The sequence below is a fragment of the Chryseobacterium sp. FR054 genome, from assembly GCF_056844565.1.
This window is the reverse complement of record NZ_JBXDSA010000001.1, coordinates 333,642-347,167: the sequence shown is the minus strand read 5'-3', so window position 1 is coordinate 347,167 and position 13,526 is coordinate 333,642. Positions and strand designations below refer to the sequence as shown.

The following is a 13,526-nucleotide window of genomic DNA, read 5'->3' as shown; positions in this document are numbered from 1 at the left end:
AAAATTATGGTTCTATTTTTGCTTGCAATAAGTGATATTTTTTTTATTTTTATGTTATGAAAAATTTAGTTGTTATTGCTTTTCTGGGATTGAGCACATTGGCCTTTTCCCAGAACGTTGTAAAGACGAATGAAGACAGAAAGCATGATAATGCTCTTCTGGTAAAGCCTGACCATGCGGAAATGGAAGCCAAGAAGATGGCAGGAGAGGAAAAAGCAAAACTTCCCAAACCTTATGATCCGAAGGCTGATGCACAGGCTGATCTTGATAAATTAATTGCCCGGGCTAAAAAAGAAGGAAAAAATATTATGATTCAGGCAGGCGGAAACTGGTGTATCTGGTGTCTGCGCTTTAATAATTTTGTACAGACCACTCCTGAACTGAAGGAAATTGTAGATAAAAAATATTTATACTATCATTTAAACTATTCTCCGGATAATAAGAATGAAAAGATTTTCTCTCAATATATTAATATTAATGAACAACAGTTTTATCCTTTCTTTATCATTTTAGACAAAAATGGGAAGAAAATTCATGTTCAGCAGAGTGAAGTATTAGAAGATGGCAAAGGCTACAGCAAGGTGAAAGTAAAAGAGTTTCTGGAAAAAGGAGAAATCTAAAATATTATAAAAAACAGCGCCGATCATAAAATTTGTGATCGGCGCTGTTTTAGTTAACAACTAGCTACGTGTATGCTATTATCGCGAGAATCAAAACAAGCTACGCCGTCTCCCTTATAATCTATACATGAAGTACATGTATTTAAAACTACGGATGATCCGTTTGAGCAAGAAGAAATACAAGATGCCCCTCCTGAGATAGTTTTCAGTTGATTTTTAGTTAATTTTTTTAGATTTTTCATAAATTATTTTTTAATGGTATAAATAAATTTACAGTAAAAAAGTTATAATTTTTATTTTTGGGAATATTTACAATAACTTTCTGATCCAGCTTAATTTTTTATCAGAATACGGAGGATATTTAATATCCGGTTCACCCCAGATTGCTTTTTCAAGAACAGATTTTTGGTGTGAAAAGGCTTCAAATCCATATTTTCCGTGATAATTTCCGATGCCTGATGCTCCGGTACCTCCAAATGGGAGATTGTCATTACTTAAATGCATCACAACATCATTGATGCAGCCTCCACCGAAAGAGAGTTTTGCTGTAAATATTTCTTTTTCTTCAGCGTTACCGGTAAAAAGGTAGGCGGCAAGCGGTTTTTCCATCGCTGAGATCATATTGAGGGCAGTATTGAAATGGGTAAAACTGATCACAGGCAGAACCGGCCCAAAAATCTCTTCCTGCATAACGGGGTCCTCCCAGGTAACATGATGCAGAACGGTCGGTTCTATATACAGCTTTTCTTCATTGAAACCTCCTCCGAAATATACTTTTTCAGGATCAATAAGGCGGATCAGCCTCTGGAAATTTCTGACGTTAATAATCCGGGTATACTGCAGAGAATCCGGTTCATACTGAAATTCCCGGATGAATTTGCGGAGCATTTCCGTGAACTGTTCTTCTACCGATTCTTCTACAAGCAGATAATCCGGGGCTACACAGGTTTGGCCGGCATTCAGGAATTTGCCCCAGACAATTCTTCTGGCAGCTGTTTCCAGATTGGCATGTTTCGTTACAATAGCGGGTGATTTTCCGCCTAATTCAAGAACAACCGGAGTAAGATGCTCCGCTGCTGCTTTATACACGATTTTTCCTACTCTGGTGCTTCCGGTAAAAAATATTTTATCAAACCTGAATTTCAACAATTCTGTGGTTTCGTCTATACCGCCCTCATAAGCATACAGATATTCAGGGGGAAAGTGGGTATTGATGATACCGGCCATCGCTTTCATGGTATGGAAGGCAATTTCGCTGGGCTTCAGAATACAGCAGTTTCCGGCTGCCATCGCTGCGATCATAGGTGAAAGTGAAAGCTGGTAAGGATAGTTCCAGGCTCCGATTACCAGAACACATCCTAAAGGCTCGGGATAGATTCTGCTGTTTCCGATCTGATTAACCAGATTGGTCCTGACTTTTTTAGGCTTTGAAAGTGAATTGATATTTTTTAAATAATAATCAATATCATTCAAGACAAATGAAATTTCTGTTGTTAAGGTATCAAATCTTGATTTGCCGAAATCTTCAGCAATAGCTTCATACAGAAGTTCTTCATTTTTTATGATAAGATCCCGGAGTTTTTCAAGATACATCTTCCTGAATTTGATGCTTTTAGTCTGTTGGGTTCTGAAAAACTCTTTCTGGCTGAATACAATATCCTGAATTTTCATACGTCACATTTCCCGAAGTACAGCAAATTTTCTGCCTAAAATATCATTTTGTATTTTACAGGAAGGCATAATGATGGGAAGTAAAATATTAACAACAAAAAACCACTCCAAAAATTGAAGTGGTTCTGTATGGTGAGAAAATTCTCTTCTGATTAAGCTTCTTCAGTTTTAGCTTCTTCTTTCTTAGGAGCAGGAGCTTCAACCGGAGCATCAGATACGATGTCAAACTCATAGTTGTACTCAACGTTTCTGTGAAGTCTGATAAGAGCTGAGAATTTACCGGTTCTTTTGATCGTGTTACCAGGAATCTTGATGTATTTCTTATCTACTGAAACACCAGCTTTTCCTAAAGCTTCAGCTAAGTCAGCATTGTTGATAGAACCGAAAAGTTTATCACCGGTACCTACTTTTGCAGGGATTGTGATAGAAGTTTTCTTCAATTGCTCAACTATACCGTTTGCAGCAGCGATTAATTTAGCTTCTTCTTCTTTTCTAGCTTCAAGAGTAGCTTCTAAAGCAGCTTTGTTTTTAGGAGTAGCTAAAAGAGCAAATCCCTGAGGGATAAGGAAGTTTCTAGCATAACCTGGTTTTACGTTTACTGTATCAAACTCAAGTCCTAAGTTTTCTACATCTTTTTTTAGGATAATTTCCATTGTTGTTGTCCTTTTTTAGATTTCAGAGGCTGTCTGAAATCAAGTTAGAATTAAATTAGTATTATTCAGCAACAAAAGAAGAGGTTGCCCTCTTCCTTTATTATTTTTTGTCTTATTTCAATAAGTCAGCTACGTACGGCATTAAAGCAAGGTGTCTTGCTCTTTTGATAGCAGCAGAAACTTTTCTTTGGTATTTTAAAGAAGTTCCGGTGTATCTTCTTGGTAAAATTTTACCCTGCTCGTTTACAAACTGTAATAAGAAGTCAGCATCTTTGTAATCTACGTGCTTAATTCCGAATTTTTTGAATCTACAATATTTCTTTTCAGATTTAGTGTTGATATCAAGCGGAGTTAAGAATTTTACTTCTGATTCTCCTCCAGCTGAGGCTTGTTTAGCCATTTCATCTATTGCCATGTCTTGTCTTTTTAAAAAATTGGGTTAATAATTAAGCTTTAGCTGCTTTGATTTTTGTTCTTCTGGTTACAGCGTACTCAACAGCGTGTTTGTCAAGTTTTGTAGTTAAGTAACGAATTACTCTTTCGTCACGTTTGAAAGCTAATTCCAGATCAGCAACTACAGTACCTTCACCTTTAAACTCGATTAAAGTGTAGAATCCGTTCTTTTTCAATTGGATCGGATAAGCTAATTTTTTTAATCCCCAGTTTTCTTTAGCAACGATTTCGCAGTTCTTTTCTTTTAAAAGATCTTCAAATTTTTTCACTGCTTCCTCCACCTGTGCGTCAGATAGAACGGGAGTTAAAATGAAAACAGTTTCGTAATTGTTCATAATGTTAAATAAATTTGTTAATTATTTCGAGGTGCAAAAGTAGAAAATATATTTGTAATATGCAAGATGTTTATAAAAAAAGACCTGCGGGAGCAGGCCTTTCGTTCATAAAGACAATATATCTTTTTACTTTTTGATCACTTTTACCGACTGGGCTCCGCTCTCGGTATAAGCGGTTACAATGTAGGTTCCTGCATTCAGCCCGGAAAGATCAATAGTGGATTTACTGCTGTTGATCTCAGTATTCATTACATTTCTTCCGCCTGCATCATATACATTCACTGATTTTATTTTGCCCTTCGATTCAATATTTAGAATATCGGTTACCGGATTAGGATATGCTTTGAATGAAGTATCTTTTTTGGCGATATCATTTACGGCAAGGGTATTGGTTACGGTTACGGTGTAATCTTCTGCCTGTCCGTAGCTTCCACCAGTACAAGGATCGAGAAGGTTTGTTGTTCCATACATCTTTTTCACCCTCATTCTTGTATTTCCAAGCAGTGCATTGACAGGAACCGAAATTGAGTGTACCGCCTGTAAAGCATCGCTGCCCGTGGAATTCTGAATGGTCTGGGTTACCTGGTACACTTCACCGGCATCATCTAAAATACCGTTCTGATTCCAGTCGATAAAGACAACGAAATTGCTTGCATAATTTCCTCCTGTATTTCCTTTTAAAGTTATATCATAAGACTGTCCGCGGGCAACGGAAGCAGCCTGTTCCAGAAACATTTCATGAGAATCTCCTGTATAGGCGGTGGCACTTGTGGGATTATTGATTCCTGCAAAATTGACCAATGTGATAGGCTCATCTCCCGGCTCTTCGAAAAGAGGATCTAAAAAGCTTACCGGGCCACAATAAAGAGCAGTAAAGACAGGGTCCACTTTAATGTTATCAACAAGCAGCATAAACTTGTCATTACTGTTGTTTACAAAAGCTACTCTTATATTCTGTCCGATATAGGGTGTCAGATCTGCGGATCTTGTTGTCCATGCTCCGTTCTCTCCTGCGGTGGTGTAAAGCTGTACGGTAAAATCTGCTATTGTGTTGCCACCGTTCGGGGCAAGCATTACTTTATAACCATCCCTGTAACTTGGGTCCTGTGCCTTTGCATCCCAATACAGGGTAGGTGAAGCTCCGGAGATAGTGATCTGTGGAGAAATCAGCCAGTCGTTCGAGGTGCCGGCAGGGGTATACCAGGACGTGCTCATTGCAGCATAATTTCCGGCAGGCCCGCCAAAACTTCCATCATCTCCCGCTCTGTCAATACGGTTCCAGCCGTTGGTAATAAAGGAAACATCTTCAGCCGGAGTTAATCCGTCGGCATCTATTACAGTCCATGCAGCCATTCCCGGGCCGCTGCCATCAAAATTTTCTTGAAATATCTGGCTGTATCCAAGCAAAGGGAGAGCAGCCAATACTACACTCAGTAAAGGTCGTTTCATAAGTTATTATTTTTTTATTGATTTATCCAAAAATAGATAAAAAAATCAATAATTCAAAATTTAAGAGTCTTTAACGAGGTTTTTATTGAATGGTTTTAGTTAAAATTGAAAATTTAATGTTTATTTTATATTTTTAGACCTCCTGTTCTAGGGGCTTTGCTGAGATTTGCAGATAAGGTTGAGTGAATGAAATAATTTTTATAAAAAATCTATTTTTAATTTAAAATTTACCTGTTATTTCTAATTTCTGATAAAAAATTAACTTTAATTACATCATACAAAGAATGTCGACTAACTAAAATTGAAGCAATAGAAGAAACCATTCCCGCCAGCATCAGATGAAAAATGAGAGAGTGTCTGTCGGTCATTTCAAGGACAATGATGGCCGAAGTAAAAGGTGCCCGGGTAATTCCGGTAAGGAAAGCTACCATTCCGGCGAGGATAACGACATTGGTTTCATTCGGAGTTAAATGAATTGCTCCTGAAATAACAGATCCTATGCTGGCTCCGGCTGTCAGTGCGGGAGCAAAAATTCCGCCCGCTCCCCCGGATGTAAAGGAAAGGGCAGGACCCAGCATTCTCAGGATGGGAACATACCATTCTTCATGTTTATTCTTTGTGAAAAGAACACGTTCCATGATTTCTTTTCCGGAACCCAGAATTTCCCGGTTGATGAAATAGGCGATACAGGCAATAAAAAGCGCACAGATCACTAAGAAAATCACATTGGATTTATCTGTTGTAAGTTTTCTTTTTTTCCAGTCATTCATTTTCAGCATGCTCACAGAGAGCTGGCTGGCCAGAATTCCTGCTGTTCCTGCCACCAGAATAATAGGAAACATTACCATCAGGGAAACTCCGTTGGTTTTTGGGTAACCCAGATATAAGTAAGATCCGGCTAAGGTCTGAGCTGTTAAGCCGGCTATGATAACCGCTGTAAATAAAGCGGTTTTAAAATAGTTGATATGGGTCTTTGAAAGTTCTTCCACAGCAAACACAATTCCTCCGAGAGGAGTATTAAAGGCAGCTGCAAGACCTGCCGCAGCCCCGGTCATGATCATGTTTTTCTTGGAAATTTTCGGCCACCATTCCGGAAGGTATTCATTAACTTTTCTGAATACAGAGCCGGCAATCTGAATCGTGGGTCCTTCACGGCCTACTGCTCCGCCTCCGATAACCAGAATCACCGATGAAAGGATCTTAAAAACAATGATTTTAATGCTTAAAAGACTTCTGATGTTTTTATGTTCCTTAGGATTGGCCAGTTCCACAGCAGCCATTACCTGTGGGATGCCGCTTCCTTTGGCATTGGGAGCAAATTCTTTCACCAGCCACCAGGAAAGAACGAAACCAACAGGAGCAATAATGAAGATCATCCATGCATGCCAGTCGAGGATGAAATTTAAAAGGTGTTCTCCCCACGCAAATATCTGGGCGTACATTACGGCAAAAAAGCCTGTGATCACCGATCCTATCCAGAAGGGAATAGCCTGAAGAAGGTTATACTTCAGCTGCTCATTCCGGATGTTGTCAAAAGATTTTTTCAGGCTCCTGCGAAGCAGAACAAAAATTTTCAGCATGTGTGTAGATTAGAAATGACCTGTGAAAAATTATGAAAAATATCCGGGATATAAAACCTGTGAGGAAAAAAACAGGTAAGAAGTTTAATTCTGACTTGGTTATAAGTGAAAATATTGGGAAATAAACGAGGTTGGAAGCTGAAAGAAGGAGGTTGGAATTACTTTTAGTTAAGGTACTGAAAAACCTTATCAAATTAACTTAGAGTGTCTTTAAAAAAATCAAAGATTCTACTGTGTTCTCGCAGATAAAATATCCATTAAGATCCGTGTTATCTGAAAAATCTGTGGGAACTTCTTTTAACTAAGATAAAAGACTCTCTAAAGCCAAAAGATACAATGATTTGATTATGATAAAAGTAAAAAAGCTTCCCTGAGAAGAGAAGCTTTTAATTGATTACTTAAACCAGCCTAAAAACAAGCCGTAAATAAATAAGAGGCCTACAATTAAACCAAGATTTGTATTTCTGAGAATCAGTTTATTATTGCTTTGTAATACCAATGCTTCAATAATCATAATAACAGCCCAGAGTACGTGGAAAACCAGCATAAACAGCAGGTAACCCAAAGCTCCCAAGCCGTACTCATCATTCATGGCAATCCCGAAACCAACTGTTCCGGCAATAAGGACGGCAAGACGGATTAAAACATGTTTAACAACGTTTTGTTCTGGAGTTTTAGGTATTCCTGTTTCCACTTTTTCGTCTTTAAGCTCAAAAAGTTCCTTTAGTTCAGGATCCATTATTTCTGTTTTTTATAAAGGGTTATAAAAAATGGAAGCAGGCCGGCAAAGGCAATAAGATTTAAAACACCAAATAGCTTGAATACCGATAATGAATAAACCTCGAAGAAACTGAGGACAATCTGGACAAAATCAATAAGAACGATCGCAATCAGTGAGATAATAGCAATTAAAGTTGTATTTTTCATGTCCTTATTGATTTTGTAGGTTATTTAAAGTTGATTTAAATTCTTTTTGAATTGGAATCAGTTCTTAGATCTCTGTATTAAGATCCCAGTTTTCCAGGTAGTCGTGAACATGCTTAAGCATCATTCCTCCCAGGGAACCGTCTACCACTCTGTGATCATAAGAGTGAGACATGAACATCAGGTTTCTGATCGCAATCACATCACCGTCTTTTGTTTCAAGAACAGCAGGTTTTTTAACGATAGCTCCGATGGCTAAAATCGCTACCTGTGGCTGAGGAATGATTGGAGTTCCCATAAGGTTTCCGAAGCTTCCTACGTTAGAGATGGTATACGTTGCTCCCTGAGTGTCCTCAGGTCTCAGTTTTTTGTTTCTTGCTCTGTAAGCTAAATCATTGATGGCTTTTGCAAGACCTGAAAGAGACAATTGATCTGCATTCTTGATCACAGGAACAATAAGGTTTCCGTCCGGAAGGGCAGTGGCCATACCGATGTTGATGTTTTTCTTTTTGATGATATTTTCACCGCTCACAGAAACGTTGATCATCGGGAAATCCTGGATTGCTTTCACTACCGCTTTTACGAAAATCGGCATGAAAGTCAGCTTTTCACCTTCCCTTTTTTCGAAAAGAGCTTTGTTCTTATTTCTCCATTTCACTACATTGGTTACATCTGTTTCAATGAAAGAAGTAACGTGTGGAGCGATCTGTTTTGCTTTTACCATGTTTTCAGCGATGATCTTTCTCATTCTGTCCATTGGAATGATCTCATCACCTGCAGCAGCTGTAATTGTTGTAGCTGGTGCTGAAACAGGAGCCGGAGCAGAAACGGTCTGCTGAACCGGAGCTGCCTGTTGTGGCTGACTTCCTCTGTTGGCTACATAAGCCAGTATATCTTCTTTGGTAATTCTTCCTTCTAAACCGCTTCCTTTGATGGTTTTCAGCTCTGCTTCGGAAATGTTTTCCTGCTGTGCGATGGATTTTACCAGTGGAGAAAGGTAAAGATCACCGGAAAATTCTACGTTTGATGCGGCTGCTTGTAACGGCTCTTCAATGGTTTTTAAAGTGTCGGCATCCGGAGCTGCGGCAGGAGTTTCAGTTTTTACTTCTTCTGAAGCTGTATTTCCGCCTTCACCTTCGATTTCTAAAATAGCAATGGCTTCACCAACTTTTGCAACTTCGTCTTTTTGCTTTAAGATTTTTACAATTTTCCCCGAAACTGGTGTCGGAACGTCTGAATCTACCTTATCTGTTGCAATTTCTACTACGGAGTCATCCTCTTTTACATTATCACCTTCATTGAATAACCAAGTGATAATCGTCGCTTCCATAACACCTTCTCCCATTGACGGAAGCAATAATTTGTATTCTGCCATTTTTAATTTTTAGATTTTGACAAATATATAAAAAAAATCGGTTTTTTTATGAAATATATAATTTTAGAAAAATTCAATGTAGATATTCTCCCCTACATTCAGTCCGAACAGGCTTTTCGCGCCGTTTTTCTTACTCCCTTTATAGATGGTAAGCTCCAGCAGCTGGCTGTCGTTGAAGATCGCTGCCGACTGTCCGTGGAATTCCGTTTCCCTGTCCCAGTCCGAGACCACTTCCGTATGGCTGGAAAAGACTTTCGAAAGCGTTAAATTTCTGAATTTGATGATGAAGCCTTCCTGTCCTTTGCTGATGGTTTCAAAAAGATCTTTGCCGATATTCGAGATTATATTTCCGAAATTATCAATATAGGTCACCTCGCCAATGATCATTTTTTCCGATTCGTTATACACCGGTTTAGGGAAAAGAAGCTGCTTGGCAGAGTCTATCTTCCTTCCGATCACTTCGGGAAGTCCGCCTCCTGCTAAATGCACGGCGGCAGGTACAAAAATATCGGTAGAAGTAAAGTCTACTACATCATCAAAACGGCTGTTCAAAGTAATTTCATAAATCGCTTCCGGTTTTATATCGAAGAAGATAAGACTCAGAAGTCCGTTGTCTGCGGCCAGAAAATAAGAGCCGTCCGCCTTGTACAGGATATTTTTTCTGGATCTGTTATAAAAACTGTCAACAGAAAGGATATGAATGCTCCCTTTTGGGAAATATTTATAAGCATTCCGGACAATATAAGAGGTCTGTATAAGGTTGAATGCCTGGATATCGTGGGTTATATCAATAATATTAACCTCAGGATTTAGAGACAGGATTTTGCCCTTTACAGCGGCAACTCTGTAATCTAAATTTCCGAAATCCGAAGTAAGGGTAATAATTGACATGAATTGTTGGTAGAATAAATAGTGTTTCCTGCAAAGTTATTTAAAATAAAAACAAAGCCCGAAAGATTATGGAAAAGAATTTCATATAAATTTGAAAAAAAACGTTAAATTTAAAATCTAAAAATAAAAATACTGCATGTTTGAATTAACCTATGATCTGGAAGATGTTGACGTGAAAATCTTCTATGGTGTTAATAACCAATATTTCAATTTAATAAAATCAAGCTTTCCGACGCTTAAAATTACAGGAAGAGACCATTTTATCTTTGCTATGGGGAATCAGGAAGCTTTAGACATACTTAAACAGAAACTGAATGATATTGTTAAATTTATTTCCAAAAACAATTCCATTGAGCTGAAGGATGTGGAAAATATCCTGAATATTAAAGATGAAAATGAGAAACAGCTGATCTTTGACCAGGATATTATTGTAAAAGGGGTAAACGGTAAAGTTATTAAAGCGAAAACCACCAATCTTAAAAAGCTCGTTAAAGAAACCGAGAAAAAAGACATGGTTTTTGCCATTGGCCCTGCCGGAACAGGAAAAACATACACGAGTGTGGCGTTGGCGGCAAAAGCTTTAAGAGATAAGGAGGTGAAAAGAATTATTCTGACCAGACCTGCCGTAGAAGCAGGGGAGAGTCTTGGATTTTTACCGGGAGACCTTAAAGAAAAGCTGGATCCGTATTTGCAGCCTTTATACGATGCGCTCCGGGATATGATTCCCCATGAGAAGCTGGAAGGATTTATGGAGAAAAAAGTTATTGAAGTGGCGCCCCTTGCCTTTATGAGGGGAAGAACGCTGGATGACGCATTTGTAATTCTTGATGAAGCCCAGAATACTACGCATGCCCAGATGAAGATGTTCCTGACAAGAATGGGGATGAATGCCAAATTCATTATTACCGGAGACCCGAGCCAGATCGACCTTCCGAAAAACCAGCAGTCTGGATTGAAAGAAGCGATGAGAATTCTAAAAGACGTTAAAGAAATCGGCTTTGTACACCTTACAGAAGAAGATGTGGTAAGACATCCTGTGGTAAGAAAGATCATTCTGGCGTATAACGATGAAGAAAAAAGACTGAGAGATTAAATTTCTGTTATCTGAAAATTATCTTTAAATGAATAAACAGTGACGGGGAATGCAGATTCCCCGTTTCATGATATATTTGGGATCTGAAACCTCAGATTAACCATGAAAAAAGCACTGTTTACAGCCTTACTTCTTCTTTACGGAGCCGGTATTTCCGGACAGAAATTCAATTTCGGTATCAAAGGAAACGTTGGACGCACCACATTAGATCCGTCATTTAAAAATCCTGATTTTAGCTTTGAATCCAAAGGAAGGCTCGCCATCCGTATTGCGGGATTTGCAGAATATCAGTTCGATGAAAAACTGGCCGTACAGGCCGAAATTGCGGCATCTGTTCTTGGAGGAAAATATGAATATCAGGACGAAGAAACAGGAATGATCAACAAGATCAATCTGAAAACACTTAACTTTCCTCTGTTGTTCAAATATTATCCTGCACGCAGCTTTAATCTTAATGCAGGAGCGGATATTGGATTTCTGATTGAAGCCGAAAGTGCGGTCAGCAGAAACTCAGATCATAAGCTTTTCCTGGCCGGTGATCTGGTTCAGAATCTTTTCAGTGAGAAAAAGAATAATAAGGACCAGCTGAGAACCTTTTCGGTAAATCCTTTTGCCGGAGCAGAATATCATCTGAATAACGGAATGTTTCTGGATGTAAGATATACTTTCGGAATGTTCAATATGGTGAAAAACAGCAGCCAGCAGGACTTTTATACGATGAAGAACAGTTACCTGCTGCTAGGAGTGGGATATAAAATTAAAAAGAAAGACTGACGAATCTGTTGGAATTGTTCTAAAAGGATATTTGAATTCGGAGAAACATGGATTTTGAAAGTTTTCTCTCTCTGATTTATTGGAAGGACTAAACCTTACAGATTGTCAACCTCATACATATTAAAACTTATAAGATCTGATCTGACAATTCCCCGAAGATCTCAGATTCTTATGAGTGGGAAATCTGCCGTATACGCAGGAACAACTGAAATCTTTATGAAAATCTGATAGAGATTTGAACGTCCCACAAAAAATAAATTTATAAATTTAAGCCAAACCTTAATTTATTTCATGGATACTTGCTGATTTGAAAAAAATATCTAGTTTTGTACCGAACTAAAAAATAATCATGAAAAAACTATTACTGGTTGCAGCTATTGCAATGATAGGCACAAAACTAAGTGCTCAGGAAACAAGATTCGGGGTAAAAGCAGGATATTCTCTCTCAACTTTAAAATTCAAAAACGACGGCAAATCTGAAAGTACAGACCCTTCTCATACGTTCTATGTAGGAGGTGTGGTAGAGCACAAACTGAGTGACAAGTTTGCACTTCAGGGAGAAGTTCTTTATTCAAAGCTGGGGGGCAAAATCAGCAGACATGTGGAGGACGCGGATGATCCGGGAACATTTTTCGGTGTAAAATCCAAAAGAATGTTAGGAACCTTACTGGTGCCGGTTTCAGCGAAATATTTTATTACAGAGAATTTTTCAGTATCTGCAGGAGCGAGTTTCGGAATCATCCTTACAGCAGAAGAAAAAACGGTAACGGATTTCGGGCTTGGAATGATTCCTGGTTTTGAAATTTCGGGAAGCGATAAAGTAGATGTTAAAGATCAGATGAATACCCTGAATATTGCTCCTTTCTTAGGTGCGGAATATGCTCTTGAAAACGGGTTATTCTTTGATGCCAGATACAATATGGGAGTTTCTAATCTGGCCAAGAATTCAGGAGATGCTAAATTAACAAACAGCTTCCTTCAGGTAGGCGTTGGGTTTAAGTTCGGAGGAAACTAAGCCTTTACCCGTAATAAAGATAACAGAAAGCAGGGAAAATTTTTCCTGCTTTTCTTTTGTTTATAGTATTCAATCATGAATATTGCCTGAGTAACGGAAATATTTAGTAATTTTGGGGCATCAATCGAAAACTATTTTAGAAATGAAAAAACTATTATTACTAGGTGCTTTTGCGTTTTTAGGAGGCGCTGCACATGCGCAGGAAGGTTTTAAGCTGGGTGGACACATCGGAGTTCCGGTAGGTGATGCGGGAGATGCTTCTTCATTTACATTAGGAATAGATGCAGCTTATATGTGGAACATTACAAAAGGGCTTGACCTTGGGGTTACCACAGGATATTCTCATTTCTTCGGAAAAGATCATTTTGATGATTTCGGATTTATTCCGGTAGCGGTTTCCGGAAAATATAAATTTTCAGGAGCTCCTATCTTTGTGGGACTTGACTTAGGATACGGGATTTCTACGAAAGACGGAGTAGACGGAGGTTTCTATGCACAGCCGAAATTCGGGTACCAGATGTCTAAAGGTGAGCTTTACATAGGATATCAGTCTATCAGCAACAAGCGTGATTACGGATGGTATACTTCCAGCTGGAACGTAGGTGCTGTAAATATTGGCTATAACTTTTTCCTTAAATAAGGAAACTTAAAATCGAATCATACAGACTCCGGCTTTTATGGCCGGAGTTTTTT

16 protein-coding genes are annotated in these 13,526 nt (G+C 38.6%); 5 read left to right on the top strand and 11 right to left on the bottom strand.

Annotated elements, in window-relative coordinates:
• Positions 1 to 56 precede the first annotated feature (56 nt).
• Entirely contained in the window at positions 57 to 620 is a 564-nt protein-coding gene (locus AC106S_RS01690; RefSeq protein ID WP_482437401.1) for a thioredoxin family protein, read from the top strand.
• A gap of 53 nt (positions 621 to 673) precedes the next feature.
• Here the strand turns inward: AC106S_RS01690 and AC106S_RS01685 are convergent, their stop codons facing one another.
• The 11 genes from AC106S_RS01685 to AC106S_RS01635 all read right to left on the bottom strand — a co-directional run bounded on the left by AC106S_RS01685 (position 674) and on the right by AC106S_RS01635 (position 9,951).
• Positions 674 to 862, bottom strand: a complete 189-nt coding sequence (locus AC106S_RS01685; RefSeq protein WP_482437400.1) for a bacteriocin-like protein — start codon at positions 860 to 862, stop codon at positions 674 to 676.
• 67 nt (positions 863 to 929) lie between these two features.
• On the bottom strand, positions 930 to 2,291 hold the full coding sequence (locus AC106S_RS01680) for an aldehyde dehydrogenase (protein ID WP_482437399.1): 1,362 nt from the start codon (positions 2,289 to 2,291) through the stop codon (positions 930 to 932).
• 152 nt (positions 2,292 to 2,443) lie between these two features.
• The gene (rplI, locus tag AC106S_RS01675; RefSeq protein ID WP_482437398.1) at positions 2,444 to 2,944 is read right to left on the bottom strand and encodes a 50S ribosomal protein L9; all 501 of its coding nucleotides are present in this window, start codon (positions 2,942 to 2,944) and stop codon (positions 2,444 to 2,446) included.
• Positions 2,945 to 3,056: 112 nt separating this feature from the next.
• A complete protein-coding gene (rpsR, locus tag AC106S_RS01670) occupies positions 3,057 to 3,359 on the bottom strand; it encodes a 30S ribosomal protein S18 (RefSeq protein WP_007844708.1) in 303 nt (100 codons plus the stop codon).
• A 31-nt stretch (positions 3,360 to 3,390) separates the two neighbouring features.
• Positions 3,391 to 3,732 (bottom strand): 30S ribosomal protein S6, encoded by a 342-nt coding sequence (rpsF, locus tag AC106S_RS01665; RefSeq protein ID WP_482437397.1) that lies wholly within the window; start codon positions 3,730 to 3,732, stop codon positions 3,391 to 3,393.
• 126 nt (positions 3,733 to 3,858) lie between these two features.
• A complete protein-coding gene (locus tag AC106S_RS01660) occupies positions 3,859 to 5,181 on the bottom strand; it encodes a choice-of-anchor J domain-containing protein (protein WP_482437396.1) in 1,323 nt (440 codons plus the stop codon).
• A 227-nt stretch (positions 5,182 to 5,408) separates the two neighbouring features.
• The gene (locus tag AC106S_RS01655) at positions 5,409 to 6,761 is read right to left on the bottom strand and encodes a chloride channel protein (protein ID WP_482437395.1); all 1,353 of its coding nucleotides are present in this window, start codon (positions 6,759 to 6,761) and stop codon (positions 5,409 to 5,411) included.
• Positions 6,762 to 7,155: 394 nt separating this feature from the next.
• Positions 7,156 to 7,500, bottom strand: a complete 345-nt coding sequence (locus AC106S_RS01650; protein ID WP_482437394.1) for a hypothetical protein — start codon at positions 7,498 to 7,500, stop codon at positions 7,156 to 7,158.
• Positions 7,500 to 7,688: a hypothetical protein gene (locus AC106S_RS01645; protein ID WP_482437393.1), complete on the bottom strand. Its 189-nt coding sequence runs from the start codon at positions 7,686 to 7,688 to the stop codon at positions 7,500 to 7,502. The genes AC106S_RS01650 and AC106S_RS01645 overlap by 1 nt, the downstream gene beginning before the upstream one ends.
• A 64-nt stretch (positions 7,689 to 7,752) precedes the next feature.
• On the bottom strand, positions 7,753 to 9,060 hold the full coding sequence (locus AC106S_RS01640; RefSeq protein WP_482437392.1) for a dihydrolipoamide acetyltransferase family protein: 1,308 nt from the start codon (positions 9,058 to 9,060) through the stop codon (positions 7,753 to 7,755).
• 63 nt (positions 9,061 to 9,123) lie between these two features.
• Positions 9,124 to 9,951, bottom strand: a complete 828-nt coding sequence (locus AC106S_RS01635; RefSeq protein WP_482437391.1) for an SAM hydrolase/SAM-dependent halogenase family protein — start codon at positions 9,949 to 9,951, stop codon at positions 9,124 to 9,126.
• 136 nt (positions 9,952 to 10,087) lie between these two features.
• Here AC106S_RS01635 and AC106S_RS01630 point away from each other — a divergent pair, with 136 nt between their 5' ends.
• From AC106S_RS01630 to AC106S_RS01615, 4 genes are all read left to right on the top strand, one after another.
• Positions 10,088 to 11,044 (top strand): PhoH family protein, encoded by a 957-nt coding sequence (locus AC106S_RS01630; RefSeq protein ID WP_482437390.1) that lies wholly within the window; start codon positions 10,088 to 10,090, stop codon positions 11,042 to 11,044.
• 102 nt (positions 11,045 to 11,146) lie between these two features.
• Positions 11,147 to 11,818, top strand: coding sequence for an outer membrane beta-barrel protein (locus AC106S_RS01625; protein ID WP_482437389.1), 672 nt, complete (start codon positions 11,147 to 11,149; stop codon positions 11,816 to 11,818).
• A 349-nt stretch (positions 11,819 to 12,167) separates the two neighbouring features.
• Positions 12,168 to 12,833, top strand: coding sequence for a porin family protein (locus AC106S_RS01620; RefSeq protein WP_482437388.1), 666 nt, complete (start codon positions 12,168 to 12,170; stop codon positions 12,831 to 12,833).
• Between the two features lie 142 nt (positions 12,834 to 12,975).
• The gene (locus AC106S_RS01615) at positions 12,976 to 13,473 is read left to right on the top strand and encodes a hypothetical protein (protein ID WP_482437387.1); all 498 of its coding nucleotides are present in this window, start codon (positions 12,976 to 12,978) and stop codon (positions 13,471 to 13,473) included.
• The last annotated feature ends 53 nt before the right edge of the window (positions 13,474 to 13,526 follow it).